We start from the raw sequence: 24,475 nt of genomic DNA, 5'->3' as shown, positions 1-24,475 counted from the left end.
CGGCCTGCTACACCGCACCTCCGATTTCCATTTCTCGAATCGCTTCGGCAACGGCTGCGGTTTCGTTCGCAGTGTCTCGTGACGCCTTGGCTGCTTCCTGTGCTGCAATCCGCTGCGCGGTTCGTTCGGCCATTGCTTCTCGGTGCATTCGTGACGCCTGGTTGGTCGCACGACTGCGAGCCTCTGCAATCGCTTTGTATTCCTCACGGCTGCCCTTCATGAGCGTCGGCGGCAGTTCCACCTTGACCGGCTTGTTTTCATTGCGGAACTTCTCAGTCGCTTCTTGCCGTGCTTGCTGGAATGTCTTTGGGTTGATCAGCCCGTCGACCCTCAGCCGATTGATCTTGATCAGTTCGTCGGTCAGCACTTGAAACGGCGTTCGGAACTTCTCTTGCAGTCGCTCAGCTTCGGTGGCTAGTGCGTTAGCATCGGTCGACAGCTTTTGTTGACGCTCGTTCATGCGGTCAATCTGCAATCGATTACGCTGTTCCTCCAACTCCTTCGATTTGGTCAGCATTCGGTTTCGCTTTTGCAGGTTCGCCAGTTCGGTCTGCTGAATCTGCGTCGCGCCGCTCATCATTGCGTTGTATCGCTCGGCAGCTTCGCGACCATGAATGATTTCGTAGTTTCGCTGCCGGTACTGCTCGATCTGGCTGGCGACTTCTGCCGAAACAGGTGGCAGTTCGGGCACCGCCTTCACAGCCGAGTCGAGTTTTTTGATCGTCTCAACCAGCCCGTTGACTTCCCCTTCACTGGCGTCGGCGTCTTTCCCGAGCTGCAGAACGTAGCCAGGAATCACGCCAACCCCGGTCGCGTTGAAAGCGACCTGATACTTCTTGGCGAATGCGGCCAAGTCCGATCCGATCATGTTCCGGCCCTTCTCGATGCCGTAGCCGATCCAATCGGCGGCTTCTGCGATGTCCTCCGAGAAAATGCCAGCCAGGTCACGTTTCAGGCGTCGAAGTGACTCAGAGGCACGATTGACGCTCCCCTCGGTAGTGTCGGCCATTTTGGACAACATGCCATTGAAATCACCGCCGGCACTGGTCGCATCGGTCAACGCCTGGGCGATCTCACCGGACGAAATTCTGCCTTGCTCCATCCGTTTGACCAGTTCGCCCATTGTCTCGCCAGTGCGATTGCTGATCAGCATCAGCGGACGAAAACCTGCCTCACGCAACTGGTTCGCCTCTTGCCCCATCAGCCGGCCCTTGGCGATCACCTGCCCATAGGCGAGCGACAGACGGTTCATCTGATCGGAGTTGCCCATCGAGACGTCACCGAGTCGCTGTAGGCGATCCATCACCGTATCAATCTCAACACCAAACCCAGCGAGACGCGATCCACTTTGAATCACCGACTCAAACGACAGCGGTGTTCGGCCTGCAAAACGATCCATCTGGGCGACAATGGTCTTTCCACGCTCAAGACTGCCCGTGAAGACAGCCATTTGCCGTGACGCCCGATCCATTGAGAATCCATCCTGTAGCCCGCTCTGGATCGCATTGAACGCCGTGTAGGCGGCAATCGCTCCGCCGATGTGGCCGCGGAGGAACATAAACGAACTGCCCGCTGCACGGTTGCCCGACACAGTGCTGGCTGTCTTAGACTTCAGCGCGGTCATGGTCGTCGCATACTCTTTGGCGGTGATGTTGTTTGCTCGAAACTCCATCCGCAATTCACGCATCTGGTTTTCCAGTCGTGCCGCCTGTGGAATCGTTGACGTGATGACACTCCGCACCCGAGTGAGCCTTTCGGCGTTCTTTCGTGCTGCCTCAGCGGTTCCGTTCGATTCAGCCTTTGCAGCTCGGTAGGACGCCCGTAGGGAGTTGTTCGCACGCGTGAATTGGTCGGCGGTGACTTGGCCGGCGGCATAGGCAGACCGCAGTTCACGAATCTGGATGGCCAGGCGGGTTGTCTCCGGTGTCATCTGCTGGACGGTCGACTTCGCCCGTTCCATTCGCTGCTGGTGCTGTCGAGTCTGTTCGGCCAACCCGCTTTCGGCGTTCCTCAGTTCGACCATCCGCCCTTTGATCCGTGTCAGAGCAGATTGGTATTCGTCCGAAGTGATCGCTCCTCGGTTCATCGCAACCCTCAGGTCGCGAAACGACTGCATTAGCCGATGCTTCTCAGGGACGGTCTGTTTAACGATAGCCTGGGCGCGGGAGATCGCGTCGGTGAACTTGTCGGTTCCACTCTTGGCAGTGCCATAGTTTTTGATCAGTGCACTGGTTGCCGCCGATAACTCTCCCGCGTTGAGTGCCCCGGTCTGTTGCACCCGTGACAGTGACCGCGACGCCTCCCGCAGCCGATCGCTTGCGGTTGCAGCCGTGCGGAACTCACGGTTGATGCGGCTGACGTCGGAGCGAACCGCACGAACGGCTTTCGTGACGCCCGAAGTGTCGGCACCGACGCGAAGAACGAGAGCGTTAAGACTGATTGCCACTAGAAAACCTCGGTTTTTGTTGCTATTTGCACGTTACTGGGCGGTTCGTGCGAAATTCATTTTGATGCACACGCACGCAGAGAAGGGCAACGGGTAGTCGTGCCCGGTCGGCCCCCAGAAAAAAGGCACCCCCCGGGGTGCGGGTGCGGGTGGAGACCGCGAGGCAGGCTGGACACTGAACCAGCCCACCTCGGGCCGTCCCAACCAAGGCACCGATGCACGTCGGTGATTCGCTAGATACTTGGGTGGCTATGCTCCGGCCCTCGATCTTAGGAGTTGCATCTTCGCTCGATTCATCACCGACATTGAGTTGGTGCCCTTGCTCGAATTGCCGATGATTTCATCGCAGAAACCAATTTGCTTGGCCTGGGCAGCACTGAAGACGGTGCCATCACTCACACCGTCAATCCAACCGACGATTTCCTTTCGAGGGCGACCGGACTTTGCCTGGTAGATGTCGATCAGATGCTCGTCAATCGTCGCCAGCCACTCACGTGATGCTTGGTGGTCCTTCTGGTTCCCGATTGTGATGACTGACGCACGGTGGATGCCGATGTCGCTAGCGGGATACATACGCACGTGATCACCTGCCATTGCGATAAATGACGCTGCCGAGTATGCCAGCCCCTCAATCGTCACCGTGACACGCCCAGAGTGTGACGCCATCGCGTTGTAGATCGTCAGGCCGTCGTAAACGAATCCACCCGGTGAGTTGATCCTGACTTCAACAGGCTTTTGCCGGTTGGCGTTTAGGAAATCGACAACCGACCGAGCGGAAATCCCATCGCCCCAATAGTCCTCGCCGATTTGTTCGTAGATCAAAATCTCGGCACCGTTATCGCCGTTCTGAATCTTGATTTGCAACTGTTTGCCGGCGTCACGCTTTGCCGACTTTGGGGCAGCGGCAAGATTAAAGAATCGTGTTGATTTGCTCATGCCTACACCTCAGCGAGCTGCAGGCCGACAATCGCACCTGCTGGGTCGTTGGGGTCGGTTGACCCTTGGTCCCAGCAAACAAAGTCGCTCATCTTCCGAATGCTCACCGCCGTTTGGCAGGTGGAGAAAATCTCGTGCTCTGTCACTCTTAAATCACCGTAATCGCCTAGAACCGTTGCTTGGTCCAGGTGACCGAACAGAGCGACCGTCGATCCCGCGGCGGCGTCTGCACTGGGCATTCCGGGGATGAAGTGAACGCGATGATTTAGCAGCCATCCATCAGCGTCATCAGGAGATGATTGCGTGAGAGCGTCGGCTCCAGCCAGTCGCAAAACTGATTTCGTGTATGCCGATCGACTCATGAACCAGCGAGGCTTTTCAGCGTCAAGCTCCGGCAGCTTCTCGGATACATTCAGAAAGTCGTCGATGTCGAGGGTGTCGACCGATGTGTTTCCGGTGGCCGCAGATTGCAGGCTGGATGCTTGCAGGGCATCGACGATACCGACAACAAAACCGGACGATTCGGAGCCATCGCCTATAAAAGCATTTCGGTCTTCGTCCGATGCAATAGCGTTGCCGGCCCCTTTTGCCATTGCGTTCAGTAGGGCAACAGAATCCTCTAGAAGTTCGTCCGAGAAAATGTATCGGACGTAGGTCTTTGATGGATTGGGATCCACCAGCTTTAGCCGGGGTGTCGTGTCGCCGGGATCTTTCGTTTCCAAACGCGCGACATGCGATACCTCGAGCGAATTGGAGTCCACAATTGGAATTGCGTTCATGCTTGGCGTGATGTTCGCGACGTTTCCAAAGCGACGCACGACACCGTTCTGTGCAGCGTAGTGAATCACAATCCCTGAGAGCGTTCTTGCCGCGAGCTCTACCATCTCGTTCTTTGCTTGGCTGGTCAGCAAGCTGATCAACTTGGCCCCGCTGATCGCCTGGATCTCACGTGGAATCTTAAAAGCGTTCTGTGTCATGTTCCGTCCCTGTTTGGTTATTTTGTCCCGCCAACACGCACATCATTGCAGGCGGCATTGCGATTCCAATGCTCCCGTTTAGCAGGTCTGCTAAAAAACTCATGCTGATCTGAAGAAACCAAGTTCGCGTGTCAGTTGCTCGATGAGCAGTTGCTGCCGACTGATCGTCTCTCGCATCTGGTCAACCTCCAAGATCCGCCGGCCTGCATCATCGACGATGAAAGAATCTTTTGATGTGAAGTTACAATCCTTGTTCTGGCAGGCGAGATACTGCGTCCTGCGGTTTCCGCTGGTGACCGTGTTGGAAACCCGCAGAATGCCGTTCTCGCATCCGCTGCATTTGTCGCCCGATCGCATTCGCTGGCCTCCTTGATGTTGGTGTGGCTTACGGGCCGGCCAGGATGCTGATCACGTAGACAGCGAACTGAACGTCACAATACTGAAGCAACTCGATCGCGAGACGCTTAGTGATCCAAATGTCACCATCACAATCGGTTGCCATCGCGCGGTGACGGTCGGTCGAATGGGCCTCAACGGGGTCATAGCTTCGGAATCCCACCCGAAAGCCCTCGATGTCTTTGCCATAGTCGGCCAGCATTCGGCTGGCGTTGATCGGTCGGCCGATGTCGGTTGCCTTGCCGATCCGGTCGGCGTGTCGCTGGGTCTGTTCTGAGAGCTCGGTGAGTCGCATTGGTTGGGTCCTGGGTTGGTAGTTGTCTGGGCAAGCGAGGCGTGAGTGCGAAGCAAACGAAACGCCCGCTTGCTGTTTCTGTTTCTGTGAGGAGGACATGGGTGACCTACTTTCGTGTCGCAGATGTCCTACTTTCGTGCGCCGTATGTCCTACTTTTGAAATAAAGGGGGTCACTGGTGTCCGCCTTTATTCAGCATCGTTTTGCCAGTGATCTTGCGTGTTGACGGGATTCCTCTGCCGTCACCGACGCGGATAGTTTGGATAACTCCACCGGCCTCCAATTGGCTGAAAATTCGCCTCACCTGTCGGCTAGAAAGGTTCAGTGAATCGCCTACCTGCTTTGATGTCGCGTTGAACGTGCAGTGTTGCCCTCTGGCATGAAACCAGCAGAACATCAACACAGACGCCTGTGAGTTGGTCTCAAGCGATGGCAACACGATGTCGTGAATGTGTCGGCCCGACTCCCATCTCATGTCGGATTTGCGTTTTGTCATTTGCCTGCCATCCATGCTGGTTCGTCGGCCTCGGTGCCGGCGTTGTACGAATCAAATGCGCCCTCGTATTCGCTCACTGGTTCCCTGGGACTGAACAGCATTTGCGGCCCGTTGAATAGCAAGTCCAAGCTTTGCAAGGGTCCGTTGCGATTCTTGATGCACCGCAGTTTCATTTCACGGATCGATGGCCTGTCGCCGGTGTGGTCCTCGGCTTCTTCAAGCAGGTAGGCCGACGTTCCGCTGTACTCGATGCCTGACGTGTCTCTGAACGCTCCCATGCCGCCAGCGGCGTAGGACGCCCGATTGACCGCAGATACTGCGATCACCGCCCAACCGGCCTCACAGAACCGCCTAGCGGTCGCCATCGTTTGAGCGCCACGGTCCTGGGCGTTCGCGTCGGCGGATCCGAACAGTTGGACATAATCAAGCAGCAACAGTCCCGGTCGCTGAGAGTTCGCCAGCATGGCTTCCAGGTCGCCTAGTCCGCTGTGATCCTGCTTCAGGAACCCGATGCGTTTTAGGCTGTCGCGGAACCCGTGCTGGTTTTTGACCTGTTGCCGCTGGTAATCGGTCAGATTGTTGAACCTGACTGCGTTGAACCCACAGCCCAGCAGTGCCGCCAGTTTGCGTTTGATGAGGGTCGCCGCGCCCATCTCGAGCGATGCAACAACAGCGTGCAGTTGGGTATGATTCGCGATTGCGTCATACAACACTTGCATTGCCATCGCTGATTTTCCAGCTCCCGGTGGTGCACCGATGATCGTCAGCAGCCCGGGTCCAACCTCGAGCATCGGGAACGCATCACCACAGTCGAAAAGGTTGTCGGCTTTGCCCTCGAGCAAGTCGTCGGCCACCCGATCAAAAACATCGGCACCGTTGTCTAGAACTTCAACCTGGTCAGGTCGGTCATCCTTCGAGGGCTTCGGCTGGGCCGTTCTTTCGCCTGACGGTTCCCACGGCGGCGAGTCGTTGCACGCTTCCCCCGGTTTAACTTTCGCATCGGCGATTCGCTTTGCAATCTCGTCCTTCGTCCAATCCTTGCCAAGCGGATAGTTGACAAGATGATTCTGAACAAACCGAACCCCGTCGTCGCCATCAAATCCGAATCGCTTTACCTGGCGGCAGAGCTTCACCAACACGCTCGATCCGTCGCCGTTAGATTCACCTTGGCAACCTTCCGACACTTTCTCCATCGCGCGGCGTGCCGCTGATTCATAGTCGCCGTCTTTCATCGGTTTTGGCATTCGCAGCCCGCCCGATGGCTTTTCTGGCTTTGTCGGCGGTTGCTCGGGAACCCATTCTGCCGCCACAGCTTGCAGTTGATCCAATCCGGCTGTGTCGATCTCGCCAGCGGGAGATTTAAACCAGCTCTGCCGGTGTGGTCGGTGCTCTGCCTGCGGTCGGCTTTCGGGCTGAAAGTCCGCCCCCTTTCGGGCCACGGTGCCTAACAGTTTGATGATGCGGCTAGGGTTCGCTGTCCCTGTGTCGACGTGAGCGTCATCTGTGTCGAATCTCGCCGCAAGTGCCCGCAGGACGGTATGAATCAGTCCTGTCGATTCGTCGTCGTTTGGTAGATCAATTCTGTACAACAGATAAGAACCGTTTCCGCTCATGCCTGACAGCGGGGCGGGCCAGCCGAGACCACTCAGGTAGTCGGCTAGCTCGAAACTCAACAACTGAGTCGCATAAAGTTCGGCGTCAGTAGATGAGATGCCTGAGCGTCTCTGGGCGTCGATGTCAATGAACAGCCAACTGCGGCAGGCAATGTCAGCATCCTTGGCCGTCGATTTAGCCGACCAATCGAGTGCGTTGTCGGTTACAGCCAGCAGCGAATCGTCGATCGGATTCAATGAAACATAAATGCCCGCCGGCTGGCAGCCCTCGATTTGCTGCACGCATTTTGCCGCTGCATCGTGATCATCGAAGTATCCAGCAACAGTTCGCTTGTACGTACCGTCTGGCCGATCTGGGCACTGCGGAGCGCGAATCTCGAACACACCATCAGGGTGCAAAGCCCGCAGGAACTCGGCAACGTCTGTTGATTGCTGTTCACTCATTGCTCAACCCTCCAATTCTGTTGGAAAGAAAGCACCGGTCACCAATCGGCGGGCAGCGGTCGCCCGTGACGCGAACCACAATTAGGTCATCGTGACCAACCTCTGACGCTGCGTAGCGTCGGATCCGCTGGGCGTCATCCAGGGAGAAGTAGTAGCCATCGATGCCACCATTGCGGACGTCTACGATCAGGTAGGTTTCGTTCATTGAACGGCCCTCCATCGCAGGATCCAGTGCAGACCGAACTCACTGACGGCGGCGATGAACGCCAAAACAAGGGGCTCGAATCCATTCATCGATTTGCCCTCCGCACACGTTCCCAGTCGGCTTTGGTATAGCCGGTGTCTTGATCGATGGCCGTCAAGACAAAGCGTCGTTCTGCGGGCGTCAGTGAGTTGAGATAACGCCCGGCCCCTGATTCAATGTCGATTCGAGTTGCGGCGATACTGAGAGACGTTCTTTCCGCCAGTTCCAGCAGCAAGGATAGCTCGTCAATCGTTTCCGCAGAGTCGATTTTCGAATCAAGCTCATCCGCGAATTGCTGGGCTTCGGCAAAGAGTTTGTCAGTGCGGTAAACCTGATCCTGGTCGGCAGCTGGTGCATGCCGGATCGACTGATCAATTGTCAAAAACGACGCCGCGTCGCATTTGCTGATCCGTTCCCAGTTGGCGGCAACCTTCATGTATCGCTGTGCCTGTCGGCCCGATACAGAACAATTTTTCCTAAGCCATTCCAGCCATTGGCCATGAGGGACGCTCGCCTTGGCCTCGATCAGTAGCTCACCGGCGTGCCTGGCATGCTCAATCGCCGTCCTGGCGTGGTTGGTCGCTTGGGAGTGCTGCTCATTGATTTGAACAGCGAGCGTTTCGAGTGATAGCTGTTGGTTCATTGGCCCGCCCCCAGTTCATCGCGACCGGCCGGCGTGATCACAAACACTGCAGCGGGTTTCCCCATCGGTGTCAGCCGTTTTTCACCGGTCTCAACCGCCAATTGGGCCCGCAAGATTTGCAGTGCGAGCGGGCAGGCCGATGACAACGGAATGTCCATTTCGTCGGCTAGCTGGTGACGGGTCAGCCCGTCATCGCCGGCGTTGGCCAGTAGCTCGAGTGCCTGCTGCCTACGTTCTGGCATCTTCGGTTTGGCGTCGGCGTAGGCCGCAGCCTTGGTGGCTTTTGCCGCGCCCCCGGAATCAAATAGATTTGGCTGGTCTGCTTGATGGGAATTCGCTAACATAGAAGTGCTCCGTGTCCGTGGAGTTGTAAAAAGAAAGTCGCGACGCCCAGCCATTTCGCCATGGTTGGGCGTTGTGCATTTAGACCCATTGCTTGCCGGACGCCTGGGGTGCCGGCTTTCGCTTCGGTCCCGGCTGTGCCGCCTCGGTGCGATACTGGACGAACTTCCGCAGTGCTTCGTCGCTCACAAGCCACTTGCGACGAACCTTGCCGCGTCCCATTGGCGTACCCTCCAGTTCGCCGGCGACAATCCATTGGCGGACGGTTTCGCGATGGGTCCGAAGGATGTCGGCCACCTCATCGACGGTGTGCAATTGCAGATCACGCATAAGAAAACCTCTCGAAAGTTTGCGGTTGATTACCACTGGCTTTCGTCAGGTTATCGATTGCGATTCGCGGTTCCAGCGTGTTTTTCAAACCGTGAAACGAGTGAAACTAACTAGTCGTTCGAGGTTTCACGGATGGCCCGAATCCGCTCGATGTCATCGCGTTTCCAGCATCCCCGGCTGACAGATTGCACGCCTGCCGCCTTGGCCCATCGCTGTAAAGATGCGTTTGATTTCGTACCCAACAAGGCTTTTGCCGTGTAGGTGTCGATCGTTTCGCTAGTCGCTGCCGTTAGTGAAGTTTCCAGGTGTCGAAGGAACTTTAGTAGCTCGGTTGCAAGTTGGTGGATCTCCGCGTACCAACGGTGCATTGGTTGACCCAGCAACCATTCAAGATTACCTCGGATGTTGGGTGCGTTAATCTTGTCGGTTTCAAGAGTCGCTAGTTTTGTTCGTGCCTCATCTTCCCAAAGAAATACAGCTTGTCGCAGCTCCGAAAAATCAGTTCGCAACTGGCGAGCAACCTCGGCACGATGGTTGAACATCAGCCACTCAATCAAAAGGTCAAAGAGGTTGCGGCTCTGGTCAAATGCTGAACCTCCATTGATGTCGTACCGAATAAAAGAATGGGTGGTCGCTGAGCATGTAAGCCTGCTGCAAAGACCGTCATAGCGTTCCGAGCGGCATAGCTCGATAATCTCAATACCGTCTAAATTAGCGAAATGTTCTAGATCTCCGGCGATCGGTTTCACGCCGTTTCTGACTGGGCAGTACTCGCTCATTTCGCACCCCGTTTCTTGGCGGTGCTTTTGGCTTTCGGCTTGCCGGCTTGGAACCACTTGCGGACACGTTGACAGACTTGCTTAATTCGCTTGCCGTCAACCGATTCACGATAGGTGCCGGCCATCGACGGATCAATGTGCCCCATGACGTGATTGATCGCCACTTGATCGGTGCCGCCTTCCGTCTCGAGAACATGCCGCATTGCATAGATGCCGACACCCTTTCGATAAACCCCAGCGGTCTCAGCGGCTTTTTTGAATGCCTGCTGAATGGGGTAGCTTTTATCGCCATCAAGATGCCATGGCTTGCGGTTTCGAGTGACGAAAACCAAGTCGGACCACTCGTCGCGACGAGGCGATGGGCGTGATTGAATTGCTTTGTTGATGGCCGACATCGTCTCAGGCCAGAGCCACGCCGCGCGAGCGATGGCGGTTTTTTCACGTAAGCCGGAAATCCAGTTTCGTTTGAAGTCGATGTCACTGATCCGAAGCCTGCCACAATCCGCCGGACCATAACCAGCATTTAGGCAAAGCAAGATCATTGCTTTGAGCTGAACTGGAGACGCATCGATCAGCTGGTGAACTTCGGCAGCGGTGAAATACTTCGATGGCTTTTCCGCAGCATGAAGTCGCAATCGTTTTTGGCTTACCCGTTTGAAGTTCAAGCCGAGATTGATTCGATTCGGCACAGCGCCGCTGTCGTAGGCATACTTAAAAACAGCGGAAACAGATGTGATCCGAGTGTTGACTGAGACAGGGCCCCAGTTCTTGGGGAATTTTGCTCGCATGTTCGCGAAGTCCGCCGGCCCCAGCGTGTTGAGCGGTCGCCCTTTTCCGAAGTGTGCCGCAATTGCCTTGCAGGCTAAGTGGTAGTTGTTCAGCGTTCGCTGGGACAAATCGCCATCTTTTACCTGTTGCTCCTTGGCGTTCATGAACGTATTACAGAGCCAGCCAACAGTTCCGGTGCCGTTCGCCTTCGTCGGCTGCACGCCGGCTAGGAGCGAATCTTTTTCGGCCAAGTATCGCCGCAGTGCCGCGTCAGGGTCATCCCACGCGCCGAAGTAGTAAACCTTGCCCTTGATCTTCTTCGACCATTGGCCGCAGCCGTTCGGCGTTAGGGGAAAGTCAGCGTGCGGCTTCTTGGGTTTGGTGGTTCCTCTCTTGACGCTCATCGCAGAACCTCACGCCGGCGTGAGGTTTCGGTATACCCGGTATACCCGTGCGATCGCGGACATTGCCGACAGAGAGCCAGCCAGATAAACTTCGGGAGCATTGCTCGAACCTTACTTTCGAGTGATGTGCGGGCTTTGCCGGTCCCCACGACCGGCGAAGTCCTTTCATGCTACCTGTTTTCCGGGTGGCGGGTCTACCGGACGGGTATACCAATGAAAAAAATAACGTCGCTCCCGTAGCTCAGCTGGATAGAGCAGCTCATTCCTAACGAGCAGGTCGCAGGTTCGAATCCTGCCGGGGGTGCTGGGTGACGGTGTGTCCTCCAGTCGGATCAATCCTCCACACCAACTTGCGACCGCTTGAGGGGGGACTTTGAATTCGGTCACTTCGGTGGCGCGGTGATGCCGACATCCACCCCATCGATGACGTTTCCTCCGTCGTCTACTCCATCGTTGCCGACGGAATAGACACTGATGGTTTCATTGATCGGGCGGGTCTTCATCGATTCGCCGTTGAAAGGGTCGGTTGTGATCGCTGGCGGAAGCCCCATCTGTAGGACGTCTTGGTCTTGCTCGCCACCTTGGTCTTGCCAGGCGGCTAGGATCTGCAGGGCTCGGGATCTTGCTTGTTGGCTGCGGACCGCGCTCAAACTGGATTCCAACGCCGGAACGACCAGCGCGGCCATTCCCAGCGGCGGCCGGGTGGAGTGGGGTGCGATTCCACTGGGCTCGCCAGCTAAGGTCTGAAAGTTCTCAATCGCCGCGAGGTACTGTTGCTGGTCCTCCATCATGCGTTGACCGCGCCGGAGCAGGCTATCAATTGCTTGGTACGAAGCAATCCCGAACGCGCGTTCGCCATCGAGTGTTTTGATGTAACCCGATAACAGGCCCGATTCATCACCGATTTGGTTGATCATCTGCTGTCGCAGCTCCATTTCGCTGCCGCCGGCATACAGCACTTCGGCAGCCAACTCTGCGGCAATGCCTCGCACCGCCAAGCCGACCAAACCGGAGACCAGCAACGGCTGATTGCCGACGTGCCGACTCCACTGATTGATTGCGATGGCGTCGCGTGCCGCATCATCCGGCTTGCCATCGGCCAGCGACATCAAGGCATGGTTGTACAGCACCCGGGCGATCAATCGCGGCTGACCAAGATGCGGCAGAAGTTGCGATTGGAACGCGGTGGGTGAGACGTTGTAGTCAAGCGGCAGTTGATAGTGAGTCAGGCTGGCCGATTCCCGCAGCTGATCAACCAAGTTCGGGAACTTTTTTGACATCTCTCTGGCCACACTGATCTTGGCGGCTCGCAGCTCGGATTCATCTTCTATGTTGTTGGTCGACTGCGCCAACAGACTCTCATATTGCTGCAACGCATCTTGCCGGCCTTGAAGAGCGGCAAAGGCATTTTGATCGTCGGCGACAGCTGGCGGTTGAAGTTCAAGAATCGTCAGCGGCTTACCAGCACTGCGCAGCGGTTCCAATTGGGCTGCCAACGCTTGAGCGGCTTGCCAACGGACGTAGGCAACTGCAATGCAAACGAAAACCAGGACGGCCAGGCAACTGATGACGATGCGTTTAAAAAACGACTTCTTCCGGGTGGGTTTTGGCATTTGAGAATCGTTCTGTTTGACAAAGATTAAGTTCGCTGGCCCGTGAGCAGGCAACGCGTACGATTCTTGGCACAAAGGCCGCCGAGGGAGGGCGCGGGGTCTGAGAAGAAAGCTGTATCACCAGCGCTGCGAGTCTCAGCGAGCCCCAGCCGTTTGAGGGCGTTGCTGGTCGAGAAATTCGATCAGCGATTTTAGGGGCTGGCCGCGAAAAAAGACGCCGCCGCCGTGACCTGCAGCTTCAAGCACCACCAATTGGCTGGGTAAACCGGCGTCGTCGTAACATTGCTTGATCCGTTCGCTTTGATCCATCAGAACGACTTGATCTTGCTGGCCGTGAAAGATCAACAGCGGCGGATCATCAGCAGAAACATAGTGGGATGGACTGGCATCACGTTCGATTTTGGAATCAAGCTTGCTTCCGGATTGTCCGCCCAGCAGCGCAAAACTGCCGGACACGTCGGTGTAGGCCCGCGACGGTTGGGTCTTGCCGCGGAGCACAAAATCCGAGGGGCCAAAGTAGTCGATGATCGCTTGGACTCGCGACGATTGGTCCAAGTTTCCGCCCACAGTTCCCTCCAGTGAACCGACATCACCACTGACACCCGCCAGCAACGCCAAATGGCCACCAGCGGAACTGCCGGCAACCGCGATCCAGTCCGCGGAGTATCCATAGCGATCGGCATTGGCTCGCAGCCAGCGAATCGCGGCTTTGCAATCGAAGATCTGAGCCGGAAAGATCGCCTTGTCGGTGAAGCGGTAGCTGATACTCGCCAACGCATAGCCCTGCGGCACAATCGCTTTGATCGATGCCTTGTTTTTCGAACCGGCGCGCCATCCGCCGCCGTGAATCCAGACCACCAACGGCGGTCGCTTGTGTTCGGTTGGCAGGTACAGATCCAACTTTAGTTTCTGCCCGTCGACTTCGGCAAAGACCAAGTCACGCTGAACTTGGATCTCCGCCGCATCGGCAGCCAACAGGTCTTGATTCAAACCAAAGATCAGCACCAGGATCGGCACAAGACACAGCCGGGAACTCAGAATTCGTTGATTTCGCATGTCGGGGAAAGCCAGCGAGGGAGGTGGGAATCGCGAAAAGCATCGTTCACCGTTTGCGGGTGACAGTTGCAGCAAGGCGATTCATCAGTGTATCGACGCTCGCCGGCGGACGGACTTCTAGGCAAATCGGGGCAAATAACAGAGATAGGGCGATTCCGTGTCGTGGACTTCTGTTCAGCTCCATTGAGAGGGTGTATCCTTCCTCCCTCCCCCGGGCAAGCCGTGCTGTTGTAGACGGTTTGACAGTCTGGGAACCGTTTTGCAACCAGTTTATTGGAATGGAGAAGGTAGTGAAGAAACTAGTTCTTGCGATCGTTTTTCTGGCGTTTGGCGCGACCGCCACGTCACTTTGCGCTGGCGAAGTGACCAACGCTGTGATTTTTGGGGATGGTGTGAGCAACGGCAGTTGGACCCTCGACCGAAGCAACGGAATTGAATTGGGACTGCGTGGCAAAGTCCGATTCGACGCCACCGGTCAGCCGCAAAACACGTTCAACTACGACGGCATCGATACTTACACGTTCCAGTCCGGTCAGCCGGAAGTTGGCGGATTTGGATTCGCTCCCGGTTCATCGAGCACCGCGAAGTGGAGTTTCGAATGGTCGATCAATTCGAGCTTTGATGGCAGCGGTGGAAATCTGAATGCGTACGACTACCTGCTCGATATCGATTTTGATCCCAGTGCAGGAACAAACTTTCAGAGTTTCGACCCAATCAATGTATCCCTTGCCGACCATGCCATTGGCAATAACTCAACAGCCAACGGCGATGGTGATATCGCCGACGATGATGATGATTACAAAGATTTAATCGCTGACAACAACCTGGCGCAAAACTCCTGGAACATGGAGTTCTTTGACGACGGCAGTTTCCCATTCAACGCCAACCAAAATGGAACTTACACGTTCCAACTGACGGCCTATGAGAAAGGCACCTCCAATGTCTTGGCATCAACCTCAATGATCGTGAACACGGTTCCCGAACCCACGACCATACTAAGTTTCGCCTGCATCGCATTGTTGCCGTTGGTTCGTCGTCGCTCACGTCGCTAGTCGCCGCGCTGGTCGACGGCGTGTGGGACTCAACCTTGTGCTTCCACCGTCTGTGATTCGCGTCCCGGCCAGTCTTTGTACCAAGCTTGAAACAGCTGTAACTGGTCGAGCGCGAAGCGGTGTTGTGATGGGCTTAGCCGATCGGTTTCCAAAGCCGGGCGGGCATAGATCGGATCGATCGTTTGGGCGGCGATCAACCGATAGTACAAGGTCAGATCGGGGCCTTCGTCATACTTTGACAACACCGCTAGCGCTTCGTCCAACTCTTGCGCATACTGCCTGGCCTGGCAATCTCCTGCGGCGGCGCGGCGACACAGCGAAACCAACTGCAGCACTTCGCGCGGCAGACAGTTTCCAATTCCGGTGATCGCTCCCTGGGCGCCGCAACGAACAAATCCGTAGTAGACCTGTGTGTCGACACCGACCAGCAACATGCCGCCGTCGGCTGCCGAAGTGATGTGTTCGGCGGCATAGCTCAGTGAGGCTGCGCCACCAAATTCTTTGAAACCGACTAAGTTGGAATGGGACTGCCGCAGTCGCTGGTACAAGCCGGCTTTGGTTTGATAGCCGTAATAGGGGCTGTTGTAGATCACTGATGGCAATCCAGGTGCGGCGGCCAGCACTGCGGCAAAGTGATCGGCTTGGGCGGCTTCGGAGATTCCACGTGACAGCAAGCGTGGGATGATCATCAATCCGGCGGCGCCAATTTCCGCGGCATGCGAAGCATGTTCGACCGCGGTGCGTGGACTTTGCGATCCGGTTCCGACCACCACTTTGATCCCTGCGTCGACCAAACGCCCCACACCTTCCCGACGCTGCGCATCGCTCAACAACGGCCAGTCGCCCATCGATCCACAATACACCACACCGGTCATACCGACCTGGACCAAATCCGTTGCGTGACGCACCATGGCGTCAAAATCGGGGCGTCCGTCGTCACCGATCGGAGTCATGATCGCGGGCAAACAGCCACGAAAAACGCGGTCGTCAATACGGGTGTTGGATTCGGTCGTTGCAGTCATGGTTTGCTGTAGGACGGGGTTTCAGAAGATGAAATGAAAACGTGTGGCCGCTGCCGGCGGTCAGCGATCAAAGCGATCGACTCGATAGGGTGTCGGATCCAAATGCGGGGTCAGTCCCAACGCCAATTCGCATGTCAGTTGGCCGGTGGCTGGACCGGATGCCATGCCGATCATGCCATTTCCAGCAGCAATCATCGCATTGCCGGCACGCGGTGCCGGTCCGATGCAGGGGATGTCGTCGGGCATCATCGGCCGCCATCCGGACCACCGTTTTTCTTGGCAATCTTGTTGCGGGGGTGAACCCGATTGCGATGGTTTCAGATGCTCCCGTGCCGATCGTTTCAACAACTCGATGCGTTTGGCTGGGATACTGCGACTGAAACCGGTCAATTGCATCGTCGAACCAATCCGCAACGAACTCCCCAGCGGGGTCACGGCAACATGATCCGATTCAAAGATCATTGGAATCTTGGGCACCACCGGCGCGTGGTCGATGGTCACCGAATAGCCTTTGCCGGGGATCACGGGCAGACGACATCCAAGTTGATCGGCAAAGTATCCGGCTTCGGCACCGGTGGTGAATACAAATCCGTCCGCGCTAAAACGTTCTCCGGTCGCGGATTGCACGGCCGTCAATGTCGAAGCGTTGAATTCCAATTTTGTGATTTCTGTTTGCGGGCGAATCTGTCCACCCATTTGCTCGATCTGTCGACACAGTTCGTCCAACAGGCCCTGCGGCGACAGGTGGGCATCGTTGGGAAAGTGCCAACCACCGGCAAGCCCGTCGCGCAAACTGGGTTCAAGTTGGCTGACTTCGTCGCCATCGTATCGGTCGACTTCGACATCAAAATCCTGGGCCAGTTCACTCGCATGGCGTTCATACGATTCAAAATCTTGCTTGGATTGATAGACCAACAACAATCCTTGGAATTGCCACTGAAACGCGGAACCATGCTGCGATGCGAACTGTCGGTACTGCGTCCGCGAGGAGTGCAGCAGCGCGTGGCGAGCCCGTGAGGCGTGAACAAAATCCTGTTGATTGCAGTGGCGAGAAAACTGGACCAGCCAGCGCCACAGCGTTGGATCCCAGCGGGGCGGGATCGACAGGGCGCCACCCCATCTGGCCATCGTCCGCATGCCACTGGAGATTGCCCCCGGGGCACACAGTGGATGAACGTGACCGGGACAGATAAATCCGCAGTTACCGGATGATGCACCGCTGCCGATTTGGTCGCGTTCCAGCACAGTGACTTGGCAGCCACGCTTGGCTAAATGCCAGGCGGTCCAACAACCGACAATCCCGCCGCCGACAACGATCTGACTGGAAGAATGCCCCATCACGTCGACTCCGTAAAACCATGTCGTAGCGGATCTGTTGGATCAAAGTATTGCATCGTTTCTGCGATCACATGGGCGCGTCCACGAATCGTGACCCGCACACCGCCGGCGACCGGTTGATACGACGCGATGAATTGGCTGCCGGTGACCGACTGTTGGATCCATTTTTCACCGGGCGCCAATTCACCCCGCGCAGCGAGGCAAGCCAGTTTGGCCGATGTGCCGGTGCCACAGGGAGATCGATCATAGTGGCCGCCGGGACAAAGCACAAAGTTCCGCGAACCTTGTGGCAGTTCGTCGGCGGGCGATAGATCGTTGTCGGTCGGATGCAGGGGGCAATAAAGTTCGACATGATCAATGACCGCGCCGTCGGCACCTCCAATGCCACTGCGATCCAGACTGTCACGAATCATCTGAGTGCGGGCCGTCAATTGACCAAGACTGGTTTGACCAACGCCGGGATCAGCCGTCAAGAAAAACCAGTTGCCACCATAAGCGATGTCGCCACGGACCCGCGATCCATCGTCACAGTCCACCGTCACATCGCGTCGATAACAATAGCTGGTCACACCATTGAATTGGGCACTGTGGTTGGGGAACAACGACGCGGTGACGGGGCCTGCGGGTGTGATGAACTGGGTGGTCCCGGTGTTGATCAACCCTTGATACCGAAGCGCTTCGATCACACCAAACAATCCGTGCCCACACATTCCCAGGTATCCGACGTTGTTGAAAAACACGATCCCCCAATCGTCCTCGGGGGCGACCGGCGAGGTCACGATCGCTCCGACGGCATAAGCCGAACCACGTGGTTCACTGGTCAACGCAATTCGCACCCAATCAAGTTCCCCGCGCAGCCGGACCAGTTGCCGTGCCGGCGAGTCGGCATCCAGGCCGATCTCGGCTGCCGAGACGATGCGAGTGATCTCGCCGCCGGTATGCGTGTCTAAGACGGGAAACGATTTCATTTTCGCAGCGAGTCGTCAAAAAGCGGAGAAGGCCAACGAATCAGTCCGGCGACGATTCGAGTGACGGCTGGTATTATGCTTGGCGGTAGGCATGTTTGATTGACATCGTGAGCCCAGCGGGATCTCAATTTGCGCACAAATGATGAATTCAATCCGGTGGATTTGCGGTCGGCGTTCGCCGCCCGACTGACCGATCCGTTTCTCAGTGAATCGCTATTCGATCACCTCTCGGACATCGTCTATTTTGTCAAAGACGATGCGGGTCGGTACGTGGTCGTCAACGAAACGTTGGTCAAACGTTGTGGAAAAAAAAAGAAATCGGAACTGATCGGAAAAAACGCCAGCGACCTATTCGACGATGCGACCGGCGCCCGTTTTTTGGAACAGGACCTGGCCCTGATCCGTTCCCGGGCCCCCTTGGTCAATGAACTCGAGCGCCATCCCTACACCGCGCACAGCAGCGGATGGTGTTTGACGACAAAACTACCCTTGTCGGATCCACAGGGAAACGTGATCGGCCTAGTCGGGATGTCGCGGGATCTTCAATCCCCCGGCGATGATGCCAGCGATTTGAATCGATTGGCACAACTGATCGAACACGCCAAGACGCATTTGGACCAACCGCTGCGAGTGAATGCGTTCGCCAAACAGGTTGGCATGTCGAACTATCAACTCGACCGCCGATGTCGTGAAGTGTACGGCGTGTCGCCTTCCCAACTGATTCTGCAGTTGCGAATGGGCGCCGCAGCGACCAAGCTACGACAGACGCGGGATCCCATCCTGTCGATCGCCCTGGATGTCGGCTACTCGGACCAAAGCGCGTTCACGCGTCAATTCCGTCGCACCTTTGGTGTCTCGCCGGGAAAATATCGGGGATAGACCAGTCTCAATCCATCATTCGAAGTGCCCCTGCCAGTCATGCTCCCACGAATCCTTGCCATTGTCGTTGCCGTCTCGATTTCTGGGTCTGCCCCCGCGGTTGCTATCGCGGCGACCAACCCGGCGACCACGCAACCATCGGATCCCGCACTGCGTGAGCTGATGGACCAGGTTTGGGAATTTGAACTCAATGAGTTCCCGTTGCTGGCGACCGATGTCGGCGATCCGCGCGGACAAGATCGCTTGTCACACAATTCGCTAAGCGACCTTGAGCGGCGTGACAAACAACGTGGTCAATTCCTCGATGCGCTCGACAAAATCGATGTGGATCAACTCGATAGGGAGGACCAAGTCGATGCCGATCTGCTGCGACGCAAACTGGAAACCGATCGCAGCGACTATCAATTGTCGATGCACCTGATGCCGATAAACAATCGCGAAGGCTTTCACATCAGTTTTCCCGAATTGCCTCGATTGATGAACCCGAGTTCGGTGGGCGGGTTTGAAAACTACATTGCGCGGCTGAATGATTTCCCTCGCTTTGTCGATGAACAAATCGCATTGCTACAAGGCGGCATCGACGCCGGGCTGGTGCAACCGGCGATCATTATGCGCGACAGTGTCAGCCAGGCCGAAGCCCATGTGGTCGAGGACCCAGAGCAGTCGCTGCTGATGAAGAATCTCGCGGAAGAATCGATCGCCAAACTGGACGAAAACGATTGGAAACGGATTCGCCCCGAGTTGATTCAGGCGATTGAAACGAGTGTCGTACCGGCCTATCAAAAGTTCGCCAATTATTTGCGCCAAACCTACGTGCCGGCCTGTCGTGGCAGCATTGCGGCGCGCGCGCTGCCCAATGGCCGTGAACTGTATCAGCAGCAGATCCTCAAGTTCACGACACTGGAAATGACGCCGGAAGAACTGCATCAAACCGGTATCCAAGAGAACGCAAGGATCCGTAAACAGATGGACGCGATTCGCCAGCGAGTGGAATTCGACGGCGATCTAAAAGCGTTCTTACAGCACCTGCGGACGGATCCCAAATTCTATGCAGAGACTCCGGAACAATTGCTCAAAGAAGCTTCCTATATCCTCAAACGCGTTGACGGACGACTACCGACGCTGTTCGGCAAACTGCCACGCACGCCCTACGGAATCCGTGAAGTCCCCGCCTACGTCGCGCCGCAAACCACGTCGGCCTACTATTGGCCGCCCGCAACCGATGGTTCACGCGGCGGTTTTTATTACATCAACACCTACAACCTTTCTGCCAGACCACTGTACCAATTGCAGGCGCTTTCGTTTCACGAAGCCGTTCCCGGACACCATTTGCAATTGGCTCTGCAAGCCGAACTGGAGGGACTGCATCCGATTCGAAAGCAAAGCAACTTCACAGCCTTTATCGAAGGCTGGGCGTTGTACAGCGAAAAATTGGGCGGCGAATTGGGGTTCTACAAAGACCCCTACCAGGAATTCGGCCGGTTGAGCATGGAAGCCTGGCGCGCAAGTCGCCTGGTTGTCGACACCGGAATTCATGCTAAAGGCTGGACCCGCCAACAAGCGATCGACTACATGAATGAAAACACGGCGCTGTCGCAGCACAACATTGTGGCCGAAGTCGATCGCTACATCGGCTGGCCCGGACAAGCACTGGGCTACAAGGTGGGCGAATTGTTCATCAGCAAACTGCGTGCCCGTGCCGAACAAGAACTCGGGGATGAATTTGACATCCGCCAATTTCACGACTGTGTTCTCAGTTCCGGATCGATTCCATTGCCAGTCCTAGAGGCCAAGGTGGATCAATACATCAGCGACGCCCGCAAGTAACGCTCATTTTTTGCTGGTCACCAGACTGACGCCAATGATTGCGATGAACATCCCCAGAAAATGGTAAACGGATGAAGGCTCGCGCAGGATCGTGATCGCGAGCACCATCGTCAGCACCGGGCCGACCGATCCAATCACCACCGTTCGCGTGGCTCCGATTCGCATGATTGCCTCGTTGATCATAAAACTGGGCAGTAGCGTGCAAACCAACGCCAATATGATTCCGTACAGATAAACGATCGAAGGGGTATCAGCCAATTGATCAACACCCCCTGTCGCAGCGAAATGAATGCCCACGAACACCGTTGATCCGATCATCGCCAGGCTCGTGAAACGGGCACTGCCGATCACCTGCATCGTCGGTTTGGCCAGGATGATGTACATCGAGTAACTGATCGCAGACGCAAGCACCAGAAAGACGCCCCACGCCACATGCGTGCCACCGGTCATCGATCGTTCTTGGCTGTACATCAATATCACGCCGCAGTAGCACAACACGATCGCAGCGATGATCCGTCGATTCAGTCGTTCTCCCAAAAACAACCACGCCAGAACTGCGACGATTGCCGGATAAGTAAACAGGGTCAATCGTTCGAGCTGCGCGGTGATGTACTGTAACCCCGTCAGGTCCAAGTACGACGCCAGGTAATATCCGAGCAGCCCCAGTCCAAACGCTCGGGCGATCATCGTCCACCGCATCGGCGACTTGTTCTGGCCTCTTTGGATCTTCCACAGCACCGCAATGTAAAACGGCAATGCAAAATACAATCGCAAAGTCAGCAACAATGTCGGCTCGGCCCCAGCGGCAAAGGCCAGCTTGATAAAGATCGACTTGAGTGCAAACAGAAACGTTCCCACAATCGCCAGCACCACGCCCGACGTAAACTGACTGACCGGAGCAGTCGTCGATTCAACCGCAACGGCGGGAGCATGGTCGGAATGATTCAACGGAAATCTGGCTGCGTTTCTGGCGGGGCGGTGACAAGACGCGGGAATGCAGTTCATTCCAATACCCCGACATCCGCCCCGGCTATGGGGTTCGCGAGGGACCGGCGAGATGGTGCTGCAGAAAAGCGTAGATCATTGCGTTCGAATCTGGATTCGGCGAGTGGTCGGGACGATTTGTCATCAGCACACGCCCCTCGTTCCCTAGCAACCGGTTGACAGCCACACTGTGATTAAGGGCTTTCCAGCGTTCGATCGGATCCTCCGAACCGCCGGAGACCAAAAACGGTCGTGGAGCCATCAGCGCGTGCAACTCATGCAAGTCGCGACCGCTGGAAATCAATTGCGGGTACAGACCTTGGGCCGGATTCTCAGCGGTCACCAATCCGCGCCGGCGCCAGGGCCTGGGGTGATAGCCCAGATACCACGGTTCCCAATAATTCACACTCGGGCGGTTGGCATCGAACACGATGCCCGGGTCCGACCAAGCCGCACAAGCGAAACGATCAAACAAACACGCCGCAAACATCGCCCATTTTCCACCGAACGAATGCCCCACAATTCCAATCCGTTGCTGGTCGACCTCGGGACGCCCCGCTAGCGCGTGCCAGGCATTGGCGGCGGCATAGGCCAGCATGGACAGTGGCTCGACGGTGGCGTCATCGATCGAGGGGTAATACAGTGAATAGGTCTTGTTCAAGCTGGCTTCGGTCGTGCCGATCGAAAGCGTCACAAATCCTCGACGTGCCAATTGCAGGGCAAAATCTCGCTCAGGCTTGCCTAAACCGATTGCCGTTTCGGGTTCGTAAAAAACAGTCACCACCGCCGGATGCGGTCCACTGCCCGCCGGCACCAGCAGGTACCCGATCGTTTGTTGATCGGGCATCCATTGGAATCGAACGCGATGCTGCGTGAAATTTTCACGCCGCTGCGAATCTAAAATTTCCAGTTTTGCATCGCTCACCAGCGGCGGCCACTCGCCGAGTAAACGCTGCCAATCCTCCAGGATTTCGCTACGTCGCCGCTGCCAGTCCTGATGCGTTTTGGCGACCGATCCATCGGCGAATTGCAGCGGCGATCGATACTCACCCAGATCATCGCGCAGGCCTGCCGGCGGCATGCTGTAGGGCTGCAGTTTTGCGTCCAGTGTGGCGCCGCGGTCGGGGCTGATCGGTGAATGCTGCGTCGAAGCCGCCAGTGATTCGTTGGGCCGATTCCAGCGTAATTTGGCAATGAACACGCTATTGTCACTGCCGTGACGACTGACCCCGCTGGGTTGCATCCACTCGGCTGCCGTGACCCATGTTTCATCGGGCGAGACATCGACCACACCAAAGTTGCCCAGCCGAGCGCCACGCTGAGGCACAAGCACTGTTTCACTCTCACGTTGGACTTGCAACGTTTCAGGATTGACCTGGGCCATGAACAATGGAGCGCGGTGACGCATGACGTGATCGTTATTAGCACCGCGTCGGGTATAGACCAAAAACAATCCATCACTGTGGGTGACCCAATGCTGTTGGGTGTTGTAGCTACCCAAGTCACTACCGTCGTCGAATGTCCATCGACGCGGCGTGTCAAAGTTCAATCCATCGTCACTGGTACTGACATACGCATGATCATCGTTCCGCATCGTCAGATAAAACCGCCCCTTGAACTGAGTCAATGAGGGTTCATAGAGCCCGCGTTTGACCGGCACCGTGAGCGGTTCACCATGTTCCACATAGTGCAGCGTCTGGCCATCGAATCGGCAGCGACAGACGACCGTGGAATACTGTTTTTCGGTCGGCACTTTGCAGTAGAACGGTACAAGAACATCACCACCGGGCAGGTCGACTCGCTGCACGCTGCCCGACCCGGCATCTTGAAACCGCGGTTCAGACGGAAGCCGAACCGTTTTCCAGGGCAGCCATTGACCCTTCGGTGCATCATAAACGGCGTATGCGATGCCGCGGGGGCGAACGTGCATCACACGGTTTTCGTGATACCACACCGTTTGCCCGATGCCCAATAGTCGTTGACTAGCTGCATGCCATTGCGGTGCAAAATCACAGACCGTCGTTTCATCACCGGGTTGCACCAACTGCGGCGCAATCGATGCTCCGGTCGGCAGCGTCGCCGGATCATCACCAACGATTTGACGGGCGAACGAGTCGTAGGGTTTCGGCGTCGTCCAAGATTCTCCATCGTCGCTGGAGAGAGTTCCGTGCAGACGATAGAAGACATCGGACCCGGTCAGCAGAAGCTTTTGCATCGTCATCACCACCAGCGGCGTGTCCGCATCGTTGCCGCTGACGCCAGCCGGAATCGCGCCGGCACGGGCATGGACCCAGCAGGTCTGGCCATCAAATCCCGAATGGGCCTGCGTCCGCTCGACGGTGTACGTCAATGGTGCGGGTTCGTCGGCGCAGGCTGGCGAAATCACAACACTGGCGATGGCGATTAGCAACCCCAGCATCGAATGACTGCGGATCATTGACGCCCAGTGGTTGTCGAGAATGTGAAAGGACATGCGGTAGGCTCAAGGCGGGAAAATTGGCGGGCTGATCGGTGTTGTCGCAGCTCAACATCCGAGACTTTGTCGCATCGCTGCGGCTCACACTGTATCCTGGTTTGCAAACCGCCGATTCGGATTCCCCCTCATTCCCTCCGATTCAACAACG

General features: G+C 56.4%; 21 protein-coding genes and 1 tRNA gene. 4 read left to right on the top strand and 18 right to left on the bottom strand.

Features of this window, described 5'->3' with window-relative positions:
- Window positions 1-7: 7 nt before the first annotated feature.
- From NHH03_RS28265 to NHH03_RS22245, 11 genes are all read right to left on the bottom strand, one after another.
- Complete coding sequence (locus tag NHH03_RS28265; RefSeq protein WP_253159818.1) at window positions 8-2,446, bottom strand: tape measure protein; 2,439 nt, start codon at window positions 2,444-2,446, stop codon at window positions 8-10.
- Between the two features lie 249 nt (window positions 2,447-2,695).
- Window positions 2,696-3,382 (bottom strand): head maturation protease, ClpP-related, encoded by a 687-nt coding sequence (locus NHH03_RS22290; protein ID WP_253159816.1) that lies wholly within the window; start codon window positions 3,380-3,382, stop codon window positions 2,696-2,698.
- Window positions 3,383-3,384: 2 nt separating this feature from the next.
- Window positions 3,385-4,359, bottom strand: a complete 975-nt coding sequence (locus tag NHH03_RS22285; RefSeq protein WP_253159815.1) for a phage major capsid protein — start codon at window positions 4,357-4,359, stop codon at window positions 3,385-3,387.
- Window positions 4,360-4,744: 385 nt separating this feature from the next.
- Window positions 4,745-5,050 (bottom strand): hypothetical protein, encoded by a 306-nt coding sequence (locus NHH03_RS22280; protein WP_253159813.1) that lies wholly within the window; start codon window positions 5,048-5,050, stop codon window positions 4,745-4,747.
- 491 nt (window positions 5,051-5,541) lie between these two features.
- On the bottom strand, window positions 5,542-7,602 hold the full coding sequence (locus tag NHH03_RS22275) for a DnaB helicase C-terminal domain-containing protein (protein WP_253159811.1): 2,061 nt from the start codon (window positions 7,600-7,602) through the stop codon (window positions 5,542-5,544).
- On the bottom strand, window positions 7,595-7,807 hold the full coding sequence (locus NHH03_RS22270) for a hypothetical protein (protein WP_253159809.1): 213 nt from the start codon (window positions 7,805-7,807) through the stop codon (window positions 7,595-7,597). The genes NHH03_RS22275 and NHH03_RS22270 overlap by 8 nt, the downstream gene beginning before the upstream one ends.
- 85 nt (window positions 7,808-7,892) lie before the next feature.
- The gene (locus NHH03_RS22265) at window positions 7,893-8,489 is read right to left on the bottom strand and encodes a DUF3102 domain-containing protein (RefSeq protein WP_253159807.1); all 597 of its coding nucleotides are present in this window, start codon (window positions 8,487-8,489) and stop codon (window positions 7,893-7,895) included.
- Window positions 8,486-8,833 (bottom strand): hypothetical protein, encoded by a 348-nt coding sequence (locus tag NHH03_RS22260; RefSeq protein WP_253159805.1) that lies wholly within the window; start codon window positions 8,831-8,833, stop codon window positions 8,486-8,488. Before NHH03_RS22260 ends, NHH03_RS22265 begins: the two co-directional genes overlap by 4 nt.
- A 79-nt stretch (window positions 8,834-8,912) precedes the next feature.
- Entirely contained in the window at window positions 8,913-9,161 is a 249-nt protein-coding gene (locus NHH03_RS22255; RefSeq protein WP_253159803.1) for a helix-turn-helix domain-containing protein, read from the bottom strand.
- Between the two features lie 110 nt (window positions 9,162-9,271).
- A complete protein-coding gene (locus NHH03_RS22250) occupies window positions 9,272-9,940 on the bottom strand; it encodes a hypothetical protein (protein WP_253159801.1) in 669 nt (222 codons plus the stop codon).
- Complete coding sequence (locus NHH03_RS22245; RefSeq protein ID WP_253159799.1) at window positions 9,937-11,112, bottom strand: tyrosine-type recombinase/integrase; 1,176 nt, start codon at window positions 11,110-11,112, stop codon at window positions 9,937-9,939. The genes NHH03_RS22250 and NHH03_RS22245 overlap by 4 nt, the downstream gene beginning before the upstream one ends.
- 230 nt (window positions 11,113-11,342) lie before the next feature.
- Here NHH03_RS22245 and NHH03_RS22240 point away from each other — a divergent pair.
- Window positions 11,343-11,416, top strand: a tRNA-Arg gene (locus NHH03_RS22240).
- A 79-nt stretch (window positions 11,417-11,495) separates the two neighbouring features.
- On the opposite strand, the gene NHH03_RS22235 is transcribed toward NHH03_RS22240, so the two are convergent.
- Together NHH03_RS22235 and NHH03_RS22230 are read right to left on the bottom strand one after the other, a co-directional pair.
- A complete protein-coding gene (locus tag NHH03_RS22235; RefSeq protein ID WP_253159797.1) occupies window positions 11,496-12,725 on the bottom strand; it encodes a hypothetical protein in 1,230 nt (409 codons plus the stop codon).
- Window positions 12,726-12,860: 135 nt separating this feature from the next.
- Entirely contained in the window at window positions 12,861-13,781 is a 921-nt protein-coding gene (locus tag NHH03_RS22230) for an alpha/beta hydrolase (protein ID WP_253159795.1), read from the bottom strand.
- 290 nt (window positions 13,782-14,071) lie between these two features.
- Between NHH03_RS22230 and NHH03_RS22225 the strand changes: the two genes are divergently transcribed.
- Entirely contained in the window at window positions 14,072-14,833 is a 762-nt protein-coding gene (locus NHH03_RS22225; protein ID WP_253159792.1) for a hypothetical protein, read from the top strand.
- Between the two features lie 29 nt (window positions 14,834-14,862).
- Here NHH03_RS22225 and NHH03_RS22220 read toward each other — a convergent pair whose 3' ends face one another.
- The 3 genes from NHH03_RS22220 to NHH03_RS22210 are packed head-to-tail and all read right to left on the bottom strand — an operon-like array spanning window position 14,863 to window position 18,161.
- Window positions 14,863-15,855 (bottom strand): dihydrodipicolinate synthase family protein, encoded by a 993-nt coding sequence (locus NHH03_RS22220; RefSeq protein WP_253159790.1) that lies wholly within the window; start codon window positions 15,853-15,855, stop codon window positions 14,863-14,865.
- 60 nt (window positions 15,856-15,915) lie between these two features.
- Window positions 15,916-17,193, bottom strand: a complete 1,278-nt coding sequence (locus NHH03_RS22215) for an NAD(P)/FAD-dependent oxidoreductase (RefSeq protein ID WP_253159788.1) — start codon at window positions 17,191-17,193, stop codon at window positions 15,916-15,918.
- Complete coding sequence (locus NHH03_RS22210; protein ID WP_253159786.1) at window positions 17,193-18,161, bottom strand: proline racemase family protein; 969 nt, start codon at window positions 18,159-18,161, stop codon at window positions 17,193-17,195. Before NHH03_RS22210 ends, NHH03_RS22215 begins: the two co-directional genes overlap by 1 nt.
- Before the next feature lie 129 nt (window positions 18,162-18,290).
- Here NHH03_RS22210 and NHH03_RS22205 point away from each other — a divergent pair, with 129 nt between their 5' ends.
- Both NHH03_RS22205 and NHH03_RS22200 read left to right on the top strand, forming a co-directional pair.
- Window positions 18,291-19,040: an AraC family transcriptional regulator gene (locus NHH03_RS22205; RefSeq protein ID WP_253159785.1), complete on the top strand. Its 750-nt coding sequence runs from the start codon at window positions 18,291-18,293 to the stop codon at window positions 19,038-19,040.
- A 39-nt stretch (window positions 19,041-19,079) separates the two neighbouring features.
- Window positions 19,080-20,867, top strand: a complete 1,788-nt coding sequence (locus tag NHH03_RS22200; protein WP_253159783.1) for a DUF885 domain-containing protein — start codon at window positions 19,080-19,082, stop codon at window positions 20,865-20,867.
- 3 nt (window positions 20,868-20,870) lie between these two features.
- Here NHH03_RS22200 and NHH03_RS22195 read toward each other — a convergent pair whose 3' ends face one another.
- Both NHH03_RS22195 and NHH03_RS22190 read right to left on the bottom strand, forming a co-directional pair.
- Window positions 20,871-21,815 carry a DMT family transporter gene (locus NHH03_RS22195; RefSeq protein ID WP_253159781.1) on the bottom strand — a complete coding sequence of 315 codons (945 nt, stop codon included), beginning with the start codon at window positions 21,813-21,815 and terminating at the stop codon, window positions 20,871-20,873.
- An 82-nt stretch (window positions 21,816-21,897) separates the two neighbouring features.
- On the bottom strand, window positions 21,898-24,324 hold the full coding sequence (locus NHH03_RS22190) for a S9 family peptidase (RefSeq protein WP_253159779.1): 2,427 nt from the start codon (window positions 24,322-24,324) through the stop codon (window positions 21,898-21,900).
- Window positions 24,325-24,475: the final 151 nt, after the last annotated feature.

It is taken from the genome of Stieleria tagensis (genome assembly GCF_024129865.1).
GTDB lineage: Bacteria > Planctomycetota > Planctomycetia > Pirellulales > Pirellulaceae > Stieleria > Stieleria tagensis.
This window is presented reverse-complemented; position numbering and strand designations above follow the sequence as displayed.